Source organism: Stenotrophomonas sp. STEN225 (genome assembly GCF_056756445.1).
Map to the genome: position 1 here is coordinate 1 of NZ_JBRRBV010000023.1, position 18,413 is coordinate 18,413.

Here is an 18,413-nt window from a genome sequence, read left to right on the forward strand (position 1 = left end):
TCCTGGGCCCTTGTTTCTCTCCCCCCGGCCCGCTTTTTTCCCCCCGGGGGGGGGCGCCGCGGGCCCCCCCCGCCCCGGCATCTACAGGAAGATCCAATGGCAGGACTGCGACTGATCGTCGGTCTGGGCAATCCCGGATCGGAGCACGCCCGGACCCGGCACAATGCCGGGTTTCATTTCGTTGAGGCCCTGGCGGAAAAGGCAGGGGCGCGATGGAACGTGGACAGCAAGCTGTTCGGCGAGACCGCCAAGGTCGAGATCGCCGGGCAGACGGTATGGCTGCTCAAGCCTGCCACTTTCATGAACCTCAGTGGCAAATCGGTCACCGCCGCGCAGCGGTTCTGGAAGATCGAGCCCGAGGAAACCCTGTTGGCGCATGATGAACTGGACCTCCCGCCCGGTGTGGCGCGGCTCAAGTTCGACGGCGGTCATGGCGGCCAGAATGGCCTGCGTGACACCATCCGCCTGCTGGGTCACGGCAAGTTCCATCGCCTGCGCGTGGGCATCGGCCATCCCGGCCACAAGGATCGCGTGGTGGGCTGGGTGCTGGGCCGCCCGTCCAAGGACGACGACCTGCTGATCGCGCGCGCCATCGACGATGCGATCGACGTGATGCCGCTGGCCGTGCAGGGCGATTTCAATGAAGCGATGAAGCGCCTGAACACCCCGAAGTAGCTGCCAACCCCGGTTGGCACCCGCAATGATCGATTGAAACAGCTTGGGAAAGCGGCGCGCGCGCTGTTTTCCCAATCAATTTCACCCCAGAGGTTGTCAAAGATGGGTATCAAATGCGGCATCGTCGGCCTGCCCAACGTCGGCAAGTCGACCCTGTTCAACGCGCTGACCAAGGCGGGCATCGCCGCGGCGAACTTCCCGTTCTGCACCATCGAACCGAACGTCGGCATCGTGCCGGTGCCGGACCCGCGCCTGAACGAGCTGGCAGCGATCATCAACCCGCAGAAGGTCATTCCGACCGCCGTGGAATTCGTCGACATCGCCGGCCTGGTCGCCGGTGCTGCCAGCGGCGAAGGACTGGGCAACAAGTTCCTCGCGCACATCCGCGAAGTCGATGCGATCACCCACGTGGTGCGCTGCTTCGAGAACGCCGACGTCATCCATGTCAACAACAAGGTCGATCCCATTTCGGATATCGAAACCATCGATACCGAACTGGCCCTGGCTGATCTGGACAGCGTCGAGAAGGCGCTGAACCGCGCCGAGCGCGCTGCCAAGGGTGGCGACAAGGAGGCCGCCGCGCGCAAGCCGGTGCTGGCCAAGCTGCAAGCTGCGCTTTCTGACGGCAAGTCCGGCCGTTCGGTGGGTCTGGACGAGGAAGAGAAGGCGCTGGTGCGCGACCTGTTCCTGCTGACCCTGAAGCCGGTGATGTACATCGCCAACGTGCTGGAGGACGGGTTCGAGAACAACCCGCACCTGGAAGCCGTGCGCGCGCACGCTGCCGCCGAGGGCGCGCAGGTGGTGCCGGTGTCCGCCGCGATCGAGGAAGAACTGTCGCAGCTTGACGATGAGGATCGCGACACGTTCCTGGCCGACCTGGGCCTGAGCGAGCCGGGCCTGAACCGCGTGATCAACGCGGCCTACAGCCTGCTGGGCCTGCAGACCTACTTCACCGCCGGCGTGAAGGAAGTCCGCGCCTGGACCGTACGCAAGGGCGCCACCGCCCCGCAGGCCGCCGCGGTCATCCACACCGACTTCGAGAAGGGCTTCATCCGCGCCGAAACCATCGCGTATGACGACTTCATCAAGTACAAGGGCGAAGCCGGTGCCAAGGAAGCCGGTCGCCTGCGCCTGGAAGGCAAGGAATACCGCGTGCAGGAAGGCGACGTGCTGCACTTCCGCTTCAACGTCTGATCCAGCGGCATCGGATCGACCGCGGACGCCCCGCCCCGAGCGGGGCGTCCGCGTTTCCGACATCCGTCTCTGCGCTGGACAAAAATTGACCATGCTCTGAAACGCCTGCGGCGCAACGTTCGCACACACTTGTCCACATCAAACCCCCACCGCTTTCCACGCGCGGTGTGGAAAACCCAGCGTGCCGCTGTAGCGCCGAGCCCATGCCCGGCTGATGCGAGCCGGAGCCGAGCATGGTCTCGGCTCTACAGAAGCTTGTCCGCACGCCGTGGACAAAATTTCACCGCGCTTGGAAACGCCTGCGCGACAACGCTCTCACCCACTTGTCCACATCAAGTTCCCATTGCCTTCCACGCGCCGTGTGGAAAACAATCGCGGCCGTGGACAAAAAATAACCACGCATGGAAACGCCTGCGGTACAAGGCTCGCACCTACTTGTCCACACCAAGCCCCCATCGCTTTCCACGCGTGGTGTGGAAAACCACGGCCAACAGCAGATTCCGATTTCGGACTTGTTGCATGGTGCGCGGCGCGGTGCTGCTTCAGGCTGGCCTCCGGCCCTTCCACTGACACGGGCGGCGCCATGCCTGTTCGCTATCCGGAGAGTTGCGATGACGACGCGAACGTATGGGTGGGTAGTGGCGATCGCGGCCCTCGGGTTGCTTCTGGCCTACGGCTGCCAATACATGGTCGTGCGGCCTGCACGAGGGAGTGCATCAGCCCCGGAGTGCAGTGCCGTCAGCCTGTTGAGTGCCATGCGCGAGCGGCTGCGACCCGAAGCGGACTTCAGCGAAAGCGGAGGTATCTACCTGGACTCTGTTGACCCGGAGGATCCAGAGGCACTGATCGCCTATGCAGCACTGGGCCGTTTCTGCCAGGAGCCAGCAGGACGACGCACCGATGAGGGGCAGGCCCTTGCCAGACGGCTTGCCCGGATCGCATCCAGCTTCATCGTCGGGGGAAGGCTTGAGCCCGGTCGCTACGTCCTGACCGCGGCCACGGATGGCTCCCGGGGCGATGAAGTGGTGGCAGTGTCACCGGAACACCTTGCACTGCTGCGGAGCATGAACACCCGCACGCTGGGGAGAGCAGTGATGCTGATGGACAGCAAGCGTCCCTACGGTGATATGCATTATTTCTACATCGACATGGCCCGCGCGCTGGGGGAGCCGGTTCCGCTGGACGCGAATGGTAATGCGACGTTCGCGCCGGGGGTGATTGCCCGGTACGACGAACTGCATGGACAGATGCTTGATGTGGTCCGTGTTTTCTGGCGCTTTGCGGAGCCGGTGCAGTCTGCGTCCTGAGCGGAACTGCACGCGGAAGGCGACGGAGGCCTGCGCCCCCGTCTTCCCGCCTGAGTTCAATGCAGCGGCACGCCTTACAGCGCGCTGCCGCCGAACTTGTGCGTGTACTGCAGATTGATCGTGCGGCCCACGCTGTCGAACCAGGAGACGTCGTAGTACGGGTACGCCGTGTATGTGGCGTCCTTCGGCGGCATCTTGTTGAACACGTTGACCACAGACAGAGACAGGCGCGAGTGGTCGTCGAAGCGATACTGCACCGACGCGTTGTAGCGGTACGTGGCCCTGATGTACGGGCTGTCGCCGCTGTCCCAGTCGAACACCTGGTCGTAGCTGTCCGAGGTGGGCAGCTTGCCCAGTCGCGAACCGTACACGGTGGCCGACCACGCATCCTTTTCCCACGTCACACTGACGCTGCTCTTGGTGCGTGGGATGTCGAAGCCGCTGTTCACCGCGAACTGGTCCTCGATCGTATCGCCGGTGTAGCGCTGGAAATCGTGCTTCTTCACCCAGGTGTGGCTGCCGTTGAAGATGAAGTCACCGATACCGGTCTGCAGGCGGTAGCGCAGGCCCGCATCGATGCCTGAGGTCGACTCGCGTGCCACGTTGATCGGATTCACGTGCACCCCGTACAGGCGGCCGTCGGCGGTCCGGGTCACCCGCGCCAGTGCGTCCACGCAGGTCGGTGACGTGATCTCGGCGTCGCCCAGGCGGCAGTTCGCTTCACTGGCCATGATCGTGCGCACGTCCATGTCCTGCACCTGCCTGCGCATGTCGATGTCGAACCAATCCACCGAAAGATCCAGCCCTGCGGCTGGCGACCAGACGAAGCCTGCGCTCCACGAGGTGCTGGTCTCCGGGTCCAGCTCGCGGTTGCCGCTGCGGCTGCGGATGACGTTGCGCTCGTAGTCCGAGCAGTCGTCGGCCTGTTCGGCGCGGCAGCTGTACAGGTCCTCGGCGCTGGTCTCGTCGTTGCCGGGGCCGGCAAACACGTAGTGCAGGTCCGGGGCGCGGAAGGCCGTGCCGTACGAGCCGCGCACCAGCAGGCTCTCGACCGGGCGCCACTCAAGGCCGCCGCTCCAGGTCGCCTTGCCGATCGTGTGGCCGGAGTAGCGGTACTGGTCATAGCGACCGGCCACGCTCAGGTTGATCGTCTCGTGCAGCGGCATGCGCAGCTCGGCGGCCGTTGCCCAGCGGTTGCGCGAACCCTTGCCGTCGGAATCCTTCCAGCTGTAGTAGTAGTACTGGGTCGCCAGCGGATCGGGATTCAGCGCGTAGGCCTGCTGGCCCACTTCCACGGTCGCGGCAAAACCGGCATCGCCGCCGGGCAGGGCGAACAGCGAGCCGTTGGTCAGGGTGAGGGCGGCCGTCTCGGTGCGGGACTTCGGGGTATAGGTGGTGCGTGCGGCGATCGCGTCGTACTCGGCGCGGGTCAGCGGGCGGTACAGCCGCGACGGGTCAGCGTTGTAGATCGGGAAGCCGTCATCGTCCTCGCCCAGCTGCGGGCCCAGGAACAGGTCGTTGGCCCTGCCGGCGATGATCTGCGGCCAGCTGATCCGCGACTGGTACTGCGAATGGCTCAACGCCGCTTCGTAATCCCAGTTGCCGGCCAGGTTGCCCTTGAAGCCGGTGGTCACGCTGAAGGTCTTCTGCGTGCTGCGCACCATCGCGTTGCGCAGGCCACCCATTTCCTCGGGCGAGAACTGACGCTGCCAGAACTCGATTTCGCCGGTGGCTTCGTTGCTGAAGTAGCCCGACTCGTCGCCGTCGGCGGCCATGCGGCCCCACGACGTCACGTCGCGCATCAGCGCCAGCGTGTGGTAACCCATCTGCACGTCGGCGAACCACTGCTGGCCGTTGTCGAAGTCATAGCTCAGCGAGGCATAGCCGTTGGCGCCGCGGCGCTTGCTGAGGATGGTGCCGTAGCCGATCGACGCGTCGCTGCCGCAGTAGTAGCCATAGCGGGGGCGGAAGGCATGGTAGGTGCTGCCCTGGTTCTGTCCGCTCAGGGCATCGCAGGTGGCCGCGCCCGGATCCAGGTAGTCATCGTTGTAGTCGGTGCGCAGGTAGGCACGGCGGGCGATGCGCGAGCCCTCGGTCGGCCCGTCCTGGGTCGAATCCTGGATGTCGCGCTCATAGGCCCACAGCGGCGTCTGCGACTGCAGCTCCACGCTGTACACCGCATTGAAACGGCCCGTGCTGAACCCGCTGGACAGGCTCATGTCGAAGGAATCGCCACCGCCTTCACTGGTGGTACCCATGCGCACGTCGACCGTGGTGCCGTCGGCCTTCTTCTTGAGGATGAAGTTGACCACGCCGGCGATCGCGTCCGAACCATAGATGGCCGAGGCGCTGCCGGTCAGCACTTCGATGCGGTCGATCATGCCCAGCGGAATGTTGGACACGTCGGTGAAGTTGCTGCGGCCCTGGAACGGCATCGGGAAATCGGCGATGCGGCGGCCGTTGACCAGCACCAGGGTGTGGTTGGGCCCCAGCCCGCGCAGGTCGACCTGCTGCGCACCCGGCGAGAAGTCGGCGCCGCTGGAGGATTGCTGGCTCTGCGTCTCGCCACCGTTCTGGGTCATTGCCCGCAGCACGTCCGGCACGGTGGTGAAGCCGCTGGAACGGATCTGTTCGGCGTCGATCACCGTGATCGGGGCAGGGCCCTCGACCTGGGCGCGCGGAATGCGTGAGCCGGTGACCTGCACCGCATCGAGCTGCCGTACCGGAGAGGAGGCCGGAGCCTGGGCCGCCGCAGAAGCGGCAAGGCCCATCAACGCCAGCTGGATCGACCACGCCATCGCCTGTCTACGCATGAGAAGTTCCCGGAAGTAATGCCGGCCCGCAGAGGAGGGGCCCATCCCCCATTCAGATTTCCGCAATGGGCGCCGGCATTTAACGCCTTTTTCATGCCCTTGACTACTGATGACCCATCTGGCAAAGAGTGAAAACGCTTGCAGGTCGTTTCTGTTCAGGGAGATCAAGATGCGACGGTTCCATCGAAGGCTGCGTCACGTGCTTGCCGGCCTGGCAGTGCTGGTTCTCTTGGGCTCGCCGCTGGCCGCGTCCGCGCAGGACCTGCAGGGGCCGGGATTCGCCTATTACGAGACCGGCGATCTCGATGCCCCGCGACCGGGGCCGAGGGCGCCGGCGATGATGCTGATGGGCGGCGGAGAGTGGGTGCCGGAGGCGTTCCAGTGGTGGTTGAAGCAGGCCGGCAATGGCCGCGTGCTGATCCTGCGCGCCTCCGGCAGCGACGAGCTGCAGGAGCGTCTGCACCATGACATCGGCGGCACCACCGCCGTGCAGACCCTGGTGTTCGACAGCCGTCGTGGCGCCGACGACCCGGCCGTACTGCGGGTGGTGGCCGCGGCCGACGCCATCTTCATCGCCGGCGGCGACCAGTCGCGCTACATCCGCTTCTGGAAGGGGACCGCACTCAACCGCGCGCTCAATGCCCACGTCCGTGCCGGCAAACCGATCGCCGGCACCAGTGCCGGATTGGCGATCCTCGGTGGCTATGCCTACGGCGCGCTTGACGGTGGCAGCGTCACCTCCGCCGCCGCGCTGGCCGACCCGATGGGCAGCGCGGTGACGATGGACAGTGGCTTCCTGCAGATGCCCTATCTGCAGCGGGTGGTCACCGACACCCACTTCGACCGGCGTGATCGTCTCGGTCGCCTGATCGTGTTCGTTGCCCGTGCCGCGCAGGACAGTGGCGACCCGGACATGATCGGCATCGGCGTGGACGAAGACACCGCGCTGTGCGTGGAGCCTGACGGACGCGCGCAGGTCTACAGCGCCGATGGTCATGGCAGGGTCTGGGTGGTCCGCCCGGGCCGTGGCGCGGACCGGCTGACGCAGGGCGAACCGCTGCGTTTCCATGCTGTGCCGGTTACCGTGGTGGCAAGCGGCGGCCGCATGCGGCTGGACGACTTCCAGGCCGACGCCGACTATCACGCAGCGGTCGATGTTGACGGTGGCCGGATTGAACTGATCCGTCGCTGACCGCTGCTGCCGGCCGCGCGCCGGCGCTTCCCTTCAGGCATCTCGTCGAGCCTGCTCGATGCCATCGCTTCCATTTCCGGAGATATCGATGAAGCTTCATCTGGCGCTGTCTGCGCTGCTGTCCCTGCCGTTGCTCGCCCATGCTGCGCCGGATGCGTCGCCCCTGCTGGTCATCCATGGCGGTGCCGGCGTCGAGCGCAAGGACCTGTCCGCCGCCGAGGAGAAGGCGGCACGTGCGGCACTCCGTGCGGCGCTGCTGAAGGGGCATGCCGAGCTGGCAGCCGGTCGCCCTGCACTGGCGGCGGTCACCGCAGCGATCACCGTTCTCGAGGACGATCCCACGTTCAATGCCGGCAAAGGCGCGGTGTTCACCCACGACGGGCGCAACGAGCTGGACGCGGCCGTGATGGATGGCGCCACCCAGGCGGCCGGCGCGGTGGCCGGCGTGCAGCGCGTACGCAACCCGATCCTGCTGGCAACGGCCGTGATGCAGGAATCGAAACACGTGATGATGGTCGGGCAGGGCGCTGAGGCGTTCGCCGTCGAGCAGGGCATGACCCTGGTCGATCCTTCGTACTTCCGCACCGACAAGCGCTGGCAGCAGCTGCAGCGCGCACTGAAGGAGGAGGCCGGCGGCCAGGCCCACGCCGACCTGGAAACGGCCCGGCACTTCGGCACGGTCGGTGCGGTTGCGCTGGATGCGCAGGGGCGCCTGGCAGCGGGGACCTCCACCGGAGGAATGACCAACAAGCGCTACGGGCGCGTCGGCGATTCGCCGATCATCGGCGCCGGCACCTGGGCCGATGCACGCTGTGCGGTGTCGGGAACCGGGTGGGGCGAGTACTACATCCGCACCGCTGCCGCGCACGAGATCTGCGCGCGTATCCGCTACCAGGGCCAGTCGCCGGCGGAGGCGGGCAGGGGCGTGATCAACGAGGCGATTCCGCAGATGGGTGGGGATGGCGGTGCGATCGTGCTCTCCGCCGATGGAAAAGCGGCCACGCCGTTCAACACGCAGGGCATGTACCGCGGCTGGATCGGTGCCGACGGCGTTCCGCATGTGGCGATCTTCGCCGACGAGGCCTTGGCACTGCCCGGGCAATAGGCTTGCGTATCAAAGGGTTTGCGACGCATGTGAAAAAAAGTGAAAAAAAGCGTTGACAGGCCCCCGCTTCATCTCCAGAATTGCGGGCTCACCACCACACACCGCAACGCTTCGGCGGCACGGGATGGGGTTGAAACGGAGGGATACCCAAGCGGCCAACGGGGGCAGACTGTAAATCTGCTGGCTTACGCCTTCGGTGGTTCGAATCCACCTCCCTCCACCAGCTTCACGTTGTGGCACTTCCCGGTGCGGGAGTAGTTCAATGGTAGAACCTCAGCCTTCCAAGCTGATGGTGCGGGTTCGATTCCCGTCTCCCGCTCCATTGAATGAACTTTGAATATTATCGAGTTCATGCCATAATGCAAAACTCGCTCACGTAGCTCAGTCGGTAGAGCACTTCCTTGGTAAGGAAGAGGTCGAAGGTTCGATTCCTTTCGTGAGCACCATCTTCAGCACCACACCAGACGAATTCGAGATAAGCAGCCATGGCCAAGGGTAAGTTCGAGCGCACCAAGCCGCACGTCAACGTCGGCACCATCGGTCACGTCGACCACGGCAAGACCACGCTGACCGCCGCGCTGACCAAGATCGGCGCCGAGCGCTTCGGTGGCGAGTTCAAGGCGTATGACGCCATCGACGCCGCACCGGAAGAAAAGGCTCGTGGTATCACGATCTCGACCGCGCACGTCGAATACGAATCCCCGACCCGTCACTACGCCCACGTTGACTGCCCGGGCCACGCTGACTACGTCAAGAACATGATCACCGGTGCTGCCCAGATGGACGGCGCGATCCTGGTGTGCTCGGCCGCTGACGGCCCGATGCCGCAGACCCGCGAGCACATCCTGCTGTCGCGTCAGGTCGGCGTGCCGTACATCGTGGTGTTCCTGAACAAGGCTGACATGGTCGACGACGCCGAGCTGCTCGAGCTGGTCGAAATGGAAGTGCGCGAACTGCTGAGCAAGTACGAGTTCCCGGGCGACGACACCCCGATCATCTCGGGTTCGGCCCGCCTGGCGCTGGAAGGCGACCAGAGCGAGATCGGCGTGCCGGCGATCCTGAAGCTGGTCGACGCGCTGGACACCTGGATTCCGGAGCCGGAGCGTGCGATCGACAAGCCGTTCCTGATGCCGGTGGAAGACGTGTTCTCGATCTCGGGCCGCGGCACCGTGGTGACCGGTCGTATCGAGCGCGGCGTGATCAAGGTTGGTGACGAAATCGAAATCGTCGGTATCCGTCCGACCCAGAAGACCACCGTGACCGGCGTGGAAATGTTCCGCAAGCTGCTGGACCAGGGCCAGGCAGGTGACAACGCCGGTCTGCTGCTGCGCGGCACCAAGCGTGACGACGTCGAGCGTGGCCAGGTTCTGGCCAAGCCGGGTTCGATCACCCCGCACACCGAGTTCGAAGGCGAAGTGTACGTGCTGTCGAAGGACGAGGGCGGCCGTCACACCCCGTTCTTCAACGGTTACCGCCCGCAGTTCTACTTCCGCACCACCGACATCACCGGCGCTGCCAAGCTGCCGGAAGGCGTGGAAATGGTGATGCCGGGTGACAACGTCAAGATGACCGTGACCCTGATCAACCCGGTCGCGATGGACGAAGGCCTGCGCTTCGCCATCCGCGAAGGTGGCCGCACCGTCGGCGCCGGCGTGGTCTCGAAGATCATCAAGTAAGCCTGCAGTACCGGCGGTTGCATAGCGCTGCCGGTCGCGCGAGTGGCGGGCCGGGAACCTCGGTCCGCCTTCGCCGTCTAAGGGAAGGCAAGTTTCAAAACGTACGCCAGTAGCTCAATTGGCAGAGCAGCGGTCTCCAAAACCGCAGGTTGGGGGTTCGAGTCCCTCCTGGCGTGCCATCTGCCCACCTTATCCAGCGGCTCTTGCCGCTAAAGCAGACACACCGGATGAATAGCAAGATCGAACATTCCAAGGACACCTCCGCCAGCGGTGGAGATATCGTCAAGTACGTTGCCGCATCCCTGCTGGTGCTGGCGGGTCTGTTCGTCTGGTTCTGGTTCTCCGCCGACTCCGGTCGCGCCGCCCAGCTGGGCGCGTGGGCGGGTCAGCTGCGTGCGTTGGCGGTCGTGGTCGGTCTGGTTGGCGGTATCGGCGTGTTCATGCTGACCGGCAAGGGGCGCGACACCCGCGAATTCCTCTCCGAGTCGCGCTTCGAACTGCGCAAGGTGGTCTGGCCGACGCGCCAGGAAGCCGTTCGCATGACCTGGGTCGTGATTGTCGTGGTGCTCATCCTCAGCCTGCTGCTGGGTGGCTTCGACTTCCTGATCCAGAAACTGACTCAGTGGTTCCTGAGCCGCTAAGGAGAATTGCATGAAGCGTTGGTACGTCGTTCACGCCTATTCGGGCTTCGAGAAGTCGGTGGCGCAGGCTCTGCGTGATCGCATCGTCCGTGATGGCATGGAAGAGCGCTTCGGCGACGTCCTGGTTCCGACCGAGGAAGTGATCGAAATGCGCGCCGGCCAGAAGCGCCGGTCCGAGCGCAAGTTCTTCCCGGGTTACGTGCTGGTCCAGATCGAGACCCACGAAGAGGCCGGTATTCCGCGCATCGACAACGAAAGCTGGCACCTGGTCAAGGAAACCCCGCGCGTGATGGGCTTCATCGGCGGTACCGCCGATCGTCCGCTGCCGATCGCCGATTCCGAAGCCGAGTCCATCCTGAACCGCGTTCAGGAAGGTGTCGAGAAGCCGCGTCCGAAGGTGCTGTTCGAGCCGGGCCAGATGGTCCGCGTCACCGATGGCCCGTTCAACGATTTCAATGGTGTGGTCGAAGAAGTCAACTACGAGAAGAGCCGTCTGCGCGTCTCGGTGCTGATCTTCGGTCGTGCCACCCCGGTCGAGCTCGAGTTCGGCCAGGTCGAGAAGCAGACCGGCTGATGCCCGGTGATGCTGCCGGCCACGGGCTGGCAGCCTTCAGGTCGCCCTCCCTGTTCAGACAGGGCGCCCAAAATCTGATATAGTGCGCGGCTCCCCGCTGGGAAGCCAGCAGGACGAGGCCACCGCAAGGTGGCCTTCGGCATGATTTCAAAACGCGATGCCGGGACGCGTGATTCCCGGTCCGATGGGGAGCCTGTTGTCGAAAGGCGCTAGCACCCGGAGAGTACTCACATGGCAAAGAAAGTTGTCGGTTACATCAAGCTGCAGGTGAAGGCCGGTCAGGCCAACCCCTCGCCGCCGGTCGGTCCTGCGCTGGGTCAGCGCGGCCTGAACATCATGGAATTCTGCAAGGCGTTCAACGCTGCCACGCAGAAGCTCGAGCCGGGTCTGCCGGTTCCGGTGATCATCACGGCCTACTCGGACCGTACGTTCACCTTCATCACCAAGAGCACCCCGGCCACCACCCTGCTGAAGAAGGCCGCTGGCATCTCGTCGGGCTCCAAGCGCCCGAACACCGAGAAGGTCGGCAAGGTCACCCGTAAGCAGCTGGAAGAGATCGCCAAGGCGAAGGAACCGGATCTGACTGCCGCCGACCTGGACGCCGCCGTGCGTACCATCGCTGGCTCTGCCCGTTCCATGGGCCTCGTGGTGGAGGGTTAAGAAGATGGCACAGACCAAGCGTGAGAAGGCCATCAAGGCCGCCGTCGTTCCGGGCAAGGCTTACGCCTTCGAGGACGCGATCAACATCCTGAAGAGCGCCACCAAGGCCAAGTTCGTCGAGTCGATCGACGTTGCTGTGCGCCTGGGCGTCGACGCGAAGAAGTCCGACCAGCAGGTCCGTGGCTCCACCGTCCTGCCGGCCGGTACCGGCAAGTCGGTCCGCGTTGCCGTGTTCGCTCCGGCCGGTGCCAAGGCTGATGAAGCCCTGGCCGCTGGCGCCGAAGCCGTCGGCATGGATGATCTGGCCGAGAAGATGCAGGCCGGCGATCTGAACTACGACGTCGTCATCGCGACCCCGGACGCCATGCGCGTTGTCGGTAAGCTGGGCACCGTGCTGGGCCCGCGCGGCCTGATGCCGAACCCGAAGGTCGGCACCGTTTCCCCGAACCCGGGTGAAGCCGTGAAGAACGCCAAGTCGGGCCAGGTCCGTTACCGCACCGACAAGGCTGGCATCATCCACTGCACCATCGGCAAGGCCGACTTCGCCGAAGACGCGCTGAAGTCGAACCTGACCGCGCTGCTGCTGGACCTGATCAAGGCCAAGCCGGCCACCTCGAAGGGCACCTACCTGCAGAAGGTTTCGGTCAGCTCGACGATGGGCCCGGGCGTCACCGTCGACCAGTCGTCGCTGACCCTGAAGTAATTGTTTCAAGCGGTCACGGTACTTTCGAGTGCCGTGACCGTGACATTTGAAGGCATCGCAGGCAGCCCACCGCCTGCGGTAGCCGTCAAAGACCGCAGGCGCGGTCGTGGCAGGGCCGGCGACGGGCACGGAAGCTCGATATGGCAGGGAGTCGCCGCCGGAACAGTCATGAACGCTTAATCGATTCCCCGGAATCACCCTGCGTAGATGGTGCCCTTCTGGAGTTTTTCTGGTTCACGCACGTCTGGGTTTCCCAGGTTGGCCCACTCCAGGTCTAGAACGGCCCACCCCCCGGAACATCATCCTGGTGTTCCCGGCGTCCAGGACGGATGCCGCACAGGACCGCACACGGCAGGAGCCGTAAGCGGAGTTCAATTGGAGGAGTGCAATGGCTCTCAATCTGTCCCAGAAGCAAGAAGTAGTCGCCGAGCTGGCAGACGTCGCCGCCAAGGCCCACTCCTTGATCGCAGCCGAATACGCTGGCACCACGGTCGCCCAGATGACCGCGATGCGCAAGCAGGCTCGTGAAACCGGTGTTTTCTTGAAGGTTGTCAAGAACACCCTGGCTTCGCGCGCCGTTGAAGGCACCGAGTTCGCCGTGGCCCAGGACCAGATGGTTGGTCCGCTGCTGTACGCGTTCTCGCTCGAGGAGCCCGGCGCTGCCGGTCGCCTGATCAAGGAAGCCGCCAAGGGCAACGACAAGCTGAAGGCTAAGGTCGTCGCCATCGGTGGCGAAGTGTTCCCGGCAAGCCACGTCGACGTGCTGGCCTCGCTGCCGACCCGCGATCAGGCCCTGGCCATGCTGGCCCGCGTCCTGACCGAGCCGGTCACGATGTTCGCCCGCGCCATCAAGGCTGTTGGCGAGAAGCAGGGTGGTGGCGAAACCGCCGCTGCCGAGCCGGCCGCCGAGACCGCCTGAGTTTCGACTTACCGTGGTTCCTGACGGAACCTCAACCCAGAAAATCATCCAAAGGTATTAATCATGTCCCTTACCAACGAACAGATCGTCGACGCCATCGCCGAGAAGTCCCTGATGGAAGTGATGGAGCTGGTCAAGGCCATCGAAGAGAAGTTCGGCGTCTCCGCCGCTGCTCCGGTTGCCGTGGCTGCTGCCGCTGGCCCGGCCGCTGCTGTTGAAGAGCAGACCGAGTTCACCGTCACCCTGAAGTCGGCCGGCGAGAAGAAGGTCGAAGTCATCAAGGCCGTCCGCGCCATCACCGGCCTGGGCCTGAAGGAAGCGAAGGACCTGGCCGAAGCCGGTGGCGTCCTGAAGGAAGGCGCTTCGAAGGACGACGCCGAGAAGATGAAGAAGGACCTGGAAGCTGCTGGCGCGACTGTCGAAGTCAAGTAAGCACTTCCTTTGCATCGTCATCGATTCTCGGCGATGCAGCCAAGGCTGGGGGCGTAAGCCCCCGGCCTTTGGTCGTTGTTGCAGGCCCGTGTACTGCGCGGGTGGAATCAGGCGGTAGAAAGCCCAACACGGGCTGCGGTCAAATCCCGGCACGCCCGCGCATCGCGCGGCAGCAGGGAAGTAGATGCAGACGAGTTGGCAGTTGGAAGTAGCGGGAGAAGGCGTGCTGGTGCCGGCAATACCAGCGACTTCCAACTGACAATTTCAAAGTTCCCTTCAGGGTCGTGGACGCACGGCCCGCACAACAAGGTGGAAGACCTCATGACGTCCTATTCGTTCACCGAAAAGAAGCGTATCCGCAAGGATTTCGGCAAGCAGCGCTCGATTCTCGAAGTGCCGTTCCTGCTCGCGATCCAGGTGGATTCCTACCGTGATTTCCTGCAGGAGAACATCGATCCGGCCAAGCGTGCCGATCATGGCCTGCACGCCGCGCTGAAGTCGGTCTTCCCGATCGCCAGCTACAGCGGCAATGCCGCCCTGGAGTACGTCGGCTACAAGCTGGGCGAGCCGGTCTTCGACGAACGTGAATGCCGCCAGCGCGGCATGAGCTACGGCGCTCCGCTGCGCGTGACCGTGCGCCTGGTGATCTACGACCGCGAGTCGTCGACCAAGGCCATCAAGTACGTGAAGGAGCAGGAGGTCTATCTGGGCGAAATCCCGCTGATGACCGAGAACGGCACCTTCATCGTCAACGGCACCGAGCGCGTCATCGTCTCGCAGCTGCACCGCTCGCCGGGCGTGTTCTTCGACCACGACCGCGGCAAGACCCACAGCTCGGGCAAGCTGTTGTACAGCGCCCGCATCATCCCCTACCGCGGTTCCTGGCTGGACTTCGAGTTCGACCCGAAGGACGCGCTGTTCACCCGTATCGACCGCCGCCGCAAGCTGCCGGTGTCGATCCTGCTGCGCGCGCTTGGCTACAGCAACGAAGAGATGCTGGCCGAGTTCTTCGAGATCAACACCTTCCACATCAACCCGGATGAAGGCGTCCAGCTGGAGCTGGTGCCGGAGCGCCTGCGTGGCGAAACCCTGGGCTTCGACCTCGCCGACGGCGACAAGGTCATCGTGGAAGCCGGCAAGCGCATCACCGCGCGCCACATCAAGCAGCTGGAAGCCTCGGGCATTGCGGCCCTGGCCGTGCCGGACGACTACCTGGTCGGCCGCATCCTGTCGCACGACGTGGTCGATGCCTCGACCGGCGAACTGCTGGCCCAGGCCAATGACGAGATCAGCGAAGAGCAGCTGCAGAACTTCCGCAAGGCGGGCGTCGATGCGGTCGGTACCCTGTGGGTGAACGACCTGGATCGTGGTCCGTACCTGTCCAACACCCTGCGCATCGATCCGACCAAGACCCAGCTGGAAGCACTGGTCGAGATCTACCGCATGATGCGTCCGGGCGAGCCGCCGACCAAGGACGCCGCGCAGAACCTGTTCCACAACCTGTTCTTCACCTTCGAGCGCTACGACCTGTCCGCGGTCGGCCGCATGAAGTTCAACCGTCGCGTGGGCCGCAAGGAAACCACCGGCGAAGCCGTGCTGTACGACAGCAAGTACTTCGGTGAGCGCAACGACGAAGAGTCCAAGCGCCTGGTCGCTGCCCATGGCGACAGCTCCGACATTCTGGACGTGATCAAGGTCCTGACCGAGATCCGCAATGGTCGCGGCGTGGTCGACGACATCGATCACCTGGGCAACCGTCGCGTGCGTTCGGTCGGTGAAATGGCCGAGAACGTGTTCCGCGTCGGCCTGGTCCGCGTCGAGCGCGCGGTCAAGGAACGCCTGTCGATGGCCGAGTCCGAAGGCCTGACGCCGCAGGAACTGATCAACGCCAAGCCGGTCGCTGCCGCCATCAAGGAGTTCTTCGGCTCCTCGCAGCTGTCGCAGTTCATGGATCAGAACAACCCGCTGTCGGAAGTGACCCACAAGCGTCGCGTCTCGGCCCTGGGCCCGGGCGGCCTGACCCGTGAGCGCGCCGGCTTCGAAGTGCGCGACGTGCACCCGACCCACTACGGCCGCGTCTGCACCATCGAAACGCCGGAAGGCCCGAACATCGGCCTGATCAACTCGCTGGCCGTGTACGCCCGCACCAACCAGTACGGCTTCCTCGAGACCCCGTACCGCAAGGTCGTGGACGGCAAGGTCTCCGACGAGATCGAGTTCCTGTCGGCGATCGAGGAAAACGAGTACGTCATCGCCCAGGCCAACGCCCTGACCGATGCCAAGAGCATGCTGACCGAGCAGTTCGTGCCGTGCCGCTACCAGGGCGAGTCGCTGCTGAAGCCGCCGGCGGAGGTCCACTTCATGGACGTCTCGCCGATGCAGACCGTGTCGATCGCGGCCGCGCTGGTGCCGTTCCTGGAGCACGATGACGCCAACCGCGCACTGATGGGCGCGAACATGCAGCGTCAGGCCGTGCCGACCCTGCGTTCGCAGAAGCCGCTGGTCGGCACCGGCATCGAGCGCGCCGTGGCGCGTGACTCCGGTGTGACCGTGAACGCCCGTCGTGGTGGTGAGATCGTGCAGATCGACGCCGCCCGCATCGTGGTCAAGGTGGTCGAGGAAGAGATCGTCGGTGCCACCGATGCCGGCGTCGACATCTACAACCTGGTCAAGTACACCCGTTCCAACCAGAACACCTGCATCAACCAGCGTCCGCTGGTCCAGGTGGGTGACGTCATCGCCCGCGGCGACGTGCTGGCCGACGGTCCGTCCACCGACATCGGCGAACTGGCCCTGGGCCAGAACATGCTGATCGCGTTCATGCCGTGGAACGGCTACAACTTCGAAGACTCCATCCTGCTCTCCGAGCGCGTGGTGGAAGAGGATCGCTACACCACGATCCACATCGAAGAGCTGACCTGCGTCGCGCGCGACACCAAGCTGGGGCCGGAGGAAATCTCCGCCGACATCCCGAACGTTTCCGAGCAGGCGCTGAACCGCCTGGACGAGAGCGGCGTGGTGTACATCGGTGCGGAAGTCCGCGCCGGCGACATCCTGGTCGGCAAGGTCACGCCGAAGGGCGAGAGCCAGCTGACCCCGGAAGAGAAGCTGCTGCGCGCGATCTTCGGCGAGAAGGCTTCGGACGTTAAGGACAGCTCGCTGCGCGTTCCGCCGGGCATGGACGGCACCGTCATCGACGTGCAGGTCTTCACCCGCGACGGCATCGAGAAGGACAAGCGTGCGCGCCAGATCGAAGAGTCGGAGATCAAGCGCGTCAAGAAGGACTTCGACGACCAGTTCCGCATCCTGGAAGCCGCCATCTACATGCGTCTGCGTTCGCAGATCGTCGGCAAGGTGGTCAACGGCGGTGCCGGCCTGAAGAAGGGTGACGTCATCACCGACGCGTACCTGGACGGCCTGAAGAAGGCTGACTGGTTCGTGCTGCGCATGAAGGACGAGGACGCTTCGGAAGCCATCGAGCGCGCCCAGAAGCAGATCCAGGCGCACGAGAAGGAATTCGAGCGTCGCTTCGCCGACAAGCGCGGCAAGATCACCGCAGGCGACGACCTGGCTCCGGGCGTGCTGAAGATGGTCAAGGTGTTCCTGGCCGTGAAGCGCCGCATCCAGCCGGGCGACAAGATGGCGGGTCGCCACGGCAACAAGGGCGTGGTGTCCAACGTGGTGCCGGTCGAGGACATGCCGTACATGGCCTCGGGCGAAACCGTGGACATCGTGCTGAACCCGCTGGGCGTGCCGTCGCGTATGAACATCGGCCAGATCCTGGAAGTGCACCTGGGCTGGGCCGCCAAGGGCCTGGGCCGCAAGATCCAGGCAATGCTGGAAGCCCAGGCGGCCGTTGCCGACCTGCGCCGGTTCCTGGACGACATCTACAACCACGATGACACCAACGTGGCCAACCGTGTCGACCTGTCGCAGTTCAGCGACGAGGAGCTGCTGCGCCTGGCCCGTAACCTCACCGACGGCGTGCCGATGGCCACCCCGGTGTTCGACGGTGCCACCGAAGCGGAAATCAAGCGCATGCTGGAACTGGCCGATCTGCCGAGCAGTGGCCAGACCCAGCTGTACGACGGCCGCACCGGTGAAGCGTTCGATCGCCACACCACCGTGGGTTACATGCACTACCTGAAGCTGAACCACCTGGTCGACGACAAGATGCACGCGCGTTCGACCGGTCCGTACTCGCTCGTCACCCAGCAGCCGCTGGGCGGCAAGGCGCAGTTCGGTGGCCAGCGCTTCGGTGAAATGGAAGTCTGGGCGCTGGAAGCCTACGGCGCGGCCTACACCCTGCAGGAAATGCTGACGGTGAAGTCCGATGACGTGCAGGGCCGCAACCAGATGTACAAGAACATCGTCGACGGTGAGCACGAGATGGTCGCGGGCATGCCGGAATCCTTCAACGTGCTCGTGAAGGAAATCCGCTCGCTGGCCATCAACATGGAACTGGAAGACAACTGATCCATGCCGGCGCGGCGGCTCTCTCCGCCGCGCCGCTGGCAGTGAC

The 18,413-nt window shown here is 64.5% G+C and carries 14 protein-coding genes and 4 tRNA genes; 17 read left to right on the forward strand and 1 reads right to left on the reverse strand.

Features of this window, described 5'->3' with window-relative positions:
* The first annotated feature begins 96 nt into the window (after window positions 1–96).
* The 3 genes from pth to ACVOJ1_RS17485 all read left to right on the forward strand — a co-directional run bounded on the left by pth (window position 97) and on the right by ACVOJ1_RS17485 (window position 3,176).
* A complete protein-coding gene (gene pth, locus ACVOJ1_RS17475) occupies window positions 97–675 on the forward strand; it encodes an aminoacyl-tRNA hydrolase (protein ID WP_053520316.1) in 579 nt (192 codons plus the stop codon).
* Between the two features lie 102 nt (window positions 676–777).
* Window positions 778–1,869: a redox-regulated ATPase YchF gene (gene ychF, locus ACVOJ1_RS17480; RefSeq protein ID WP_053520317.1), complete on the forward strand. Its 1,092-nt coding sequence runs from the start codon at window positions 778–780 to the stop codon at window positions 1,867–1,869.
* Between the two features lie 611 nt (window positions 1,870–2,480).
* Window positions 2,481–3,176, forward strand: a complete 696-nt coding sequence (locus ACVOJ1_RS17485; RefSeq protein ID WP_193396241.1) for a hypothetical protein — start codon at window positions 2,481–2,483, stop codon at window positions 3,174–3,176.
* A 74-nt stretch (window positions 3,177–3,250) separates the two neighbouring features.
* On the opposite strand, the gene ACVOJ1_RS17490 is transcribed toward ACVOJ1_RS17485, so the two are convergent.
* Window positions 3,251–5,989 (reverse strand): TonB-dependent receptor plug domain-containing protein, encoded by a 2,739-nt coding sequence (locus ACVOJ1_RS17490; RefSeq protein WP_346480713.1) that lies wholly within the window; start codon window positions 5,987–5,989, stop codon window positions 3,251–3,253.
* A gap of 169 nt (window positions 5,990–6,158) precedes the next feature.
* On the opposite strand from ACVOJ1_RS17490, the gene ACVOJ1_RS17495 reads away from it, so the two are divergent.
* From ACVOJ1_RS17495 to rpoB, 14 genes are all read left to right on the forward strand, one after another.
* A complete protein-coding gene (locus tag ACVOJ1_RS17495) occupies window positions 6,159–7,181 on the forward strand; it encodes a cyanophycinase (RefSeq protein ID WP_053520321.1) in 1,023 nt (340 codons plus the stop codon).
* Between the two features lie 88 nt (window positions 7,182–7,269).
* Window positions 7,270–8,286 (forward strand): isoaspartyl peptidase/L-asparaginase family protein, encoded by a 1,017-nt coding sequence (locus ACVOJ1_RS17500; protein ID WP_065182867.1) that lies wholly within the window; start codon window positions 7,270–7,272, stop codon window positions 8,284–8,286.
* A gap of 137 nt (window positions 8,287–8,423) precedes the next feature.
* Window positions 8,424–8,509, forward strand: a tRNA-Tyr gene (locus tag ACVOJ1_RS17505).
* Window positions 8,510–8,534: 25 nt separating this feature from the next.
* Window positions 8,535–8,608 (forward strand) — tRNA-Gly (locus tag ACVOJ1_RS17510).
* A gap of 48 nt (window positions 8,609–8,656) precedes the next feature.
* Window positions 8,657–8,732: transfer RNA gene (locus ACVOJ1_RS17515), tRNA-Thr, on the forward strand.
* Window positions 8,733–8,771: 39 nt separating this feature from the next.
* Window positions 8,772–9,962, forward strand: coding sequence for an elongation factor Tu (gene tuf, locus ACVOJ1_RS17520; RefSeq protein WP_065176003.1), 1,191 nt, complete (start codon window positions 8,772–8,774; stop codon window positions 9,960–9,962).
* Window positions 9,963–10,065: 103 nt separating this feature from the next.
* Window positions 10,066–10,141, forward strand: a tRNA-Trp gene (locus ACVOJ1_RS17525).
* A gap of 48 nt (window positions 10,142–10,189) precedes the next feature.
* Entirely contained in the window at window positions 10,190–10,603 is a 414-nt protein-coding gene (secE, locus tag ACVOJ1_RS17530; RefSeq protein WP_053519951.1) for a preprotein translocase subunit SecE, read from the forward strand.
* 10 nt (window positions 10,604–10,613) lie between these two features.
* Window positions 10,614–11,177, forward strand: a complete 564-nt coding sequence (nusG, locus tag ACVOJ1_RS17535) for a transcription termination/antitermination protein NusG (RefSeq protein ID WP_053519952.1) — start codon at window positions 10,614–10,616, stop codon at window positions 11,175–11,177.
* Window positions 11,178–11,408: 231 nt separating this feature from the next.
* Window positions 11,409–11,837 carry a 50S ribosomal protein L11 gene (rplK, locus tag ACVOJ1_RS17540; RefSeq protein WP_004145248.1) on the forward strand — a complete coding sequence of 143 codons (429 nt, stop codon included), beginning with the start codon at window positions 11,409–11,411 and terminating at the stop codon, window positions 11,835–11,837.
* Window positions 11,838–11,841: 4 nt separating this feature from the next.
* Complete coding sequence (gene rplA / locus ACVOJ1_RS17545; RefSeq protein WP_004154350.1) at window positions 11,842–12,540, forward strand: 50S ribosomal protein L1; 699 nt, start codon at window positions 11,842–11,844, stop codon at window positions 12,538–12,540.
* Window positions 12,541–12,928: 388 nt separating this feature from the next.
* Complete coding sequence (rplJ, locus tag ACVOJ1_RS17550; RefSeq protein ID WP_053519953.1) at window positions 12,929–13,459, forward strand: 50S ribosomal protein L10; 531 nt, start codon at window positions 12,929–12,931, stop codon at window positions 13,457–13,459.
* 63 nt (window positions 13,460–13,522) lie between these two features.
* The gene (rplL, locus tag ACVOJ1_RS17555; RefSeq protein ID WP_053519954.1) at window positions 13,523–13,891 is read left to right on the forward strand and encodes a 50S ribosomal protein L7/L12; all 369 of its coding nucleotides are present in this window, start codon (window positions 13,523–13,525) and stop codon (window positions 13,889–13,891) included.
* A 321-nt stretch (window positions 13,892–14,212) separates the two neighbouring features.
* Window positions 14,213–18,367 carry a DNA-directed RNA polymerase subunit beta gene (gene rpoB / locus ACVOJ1_RS17560; RefSeq protein ID WP_053519955.1) on the forward strand — a complete coding sequence of 1,385 codons (4,155 nt, stop codon included), beginning with the start codon at window positions 14,213–14,215 and terminating at the stop codon, window positions 18,365–18,367.
* Window positions 18,368–18,413: the final 46 nt, after the last annotated feature.

Coding starts and splice junctions, on each gene's coding strand:
- rplJ (WP_053519953.1), top strand. CDS start 12,929: ATGGCTCTCAATCTGTCCCAGAAGCAAGAAGTAGTCGCCGAGCTGGCA.
- ychF (WP_053520317.1), top strand. CDS start 778: ATGGGTATCAAATGCGGCATCGTCGGCCTGCCCAACGTCGGCAAGTCG.
- rplK (WP_004145248.1), top strand. CDS start 11,409: ATGGCAAAGAAAGTTGTCGGTTACATCAAGCTGCAGGTGAAGGCCGGT.
- ACVOJ1_RS17495 (WP_053520321.1), top strand. CDS start 6,159: ATGCGACGGTTCCATCGAAGGCTGCGTCACGTGCTTGCCGGCCTGGCA.
- nusG (WP_053519952.1), top strand. CDS start 10,614: ATGAAGCGTTGGTACGTCGTTCACGCCTATTCGGGCTTCGAGAAGTCG.
- ACVOJ1_RS17490 (WP_346480713.1), bottom strand. CDS start 5,989: ATGCGTAGACAGGCGATGGCGTGGTCGATCCAGCTGGCGTTGATGGGC.
- rplL (WP_053519954.1), top strand. CDS start 13,523: ATGTCCCTTACCAACGAACAGATCGTCGACGCCATCGCCGAGAAGTCC.
- tuf (WP_065176003.1), top strand. CDS start 8,772: ATGGCCAAGGGTAAGTTCGAGCGCACCAAGCCGCACGTCAACGTCGGC.
- rplA (WP_004154350.1), top strand. CDS start 11,842: ATGGCACAGACCAAGCGTGAGAAGGCCATCAAGGCCGCCGTCGTTCCG.
- ACVOJ1_RS17500 (WP_065182867.1), top strand. CDS start 7,270: ATGAAGCTTCATCTGGCGCTGTCTGCGCTGCTGTCCCTGCCGTTGCTC.
- pth (WP_053520316.1), top strand. CDS start 97: ATGGCAGGACTGCGACTGATCGTCGGTCTGGGCAATCCCGGATCGGAG.
- rpoB (WP_053519955.1), top strand. CDS start 14,213: ATGACGTCCTATTCGTTCACCGAAAAGAAGCGTATCCGCAAGGATTTC.
- secE (WP_053519951.1), top strand. CDS start 10,190: ATGAATAGCAAGATCGAACATTCCAAGGACACCTCCGCCAGCGGTGGA.
- ACVOJ1_RS17485 (WP_193396241.1), top strand. CDS start 2,481: ATGACGACGCGAACGTATGGGTGGGTAGTGGCGATCGCGGCCCTCGGG.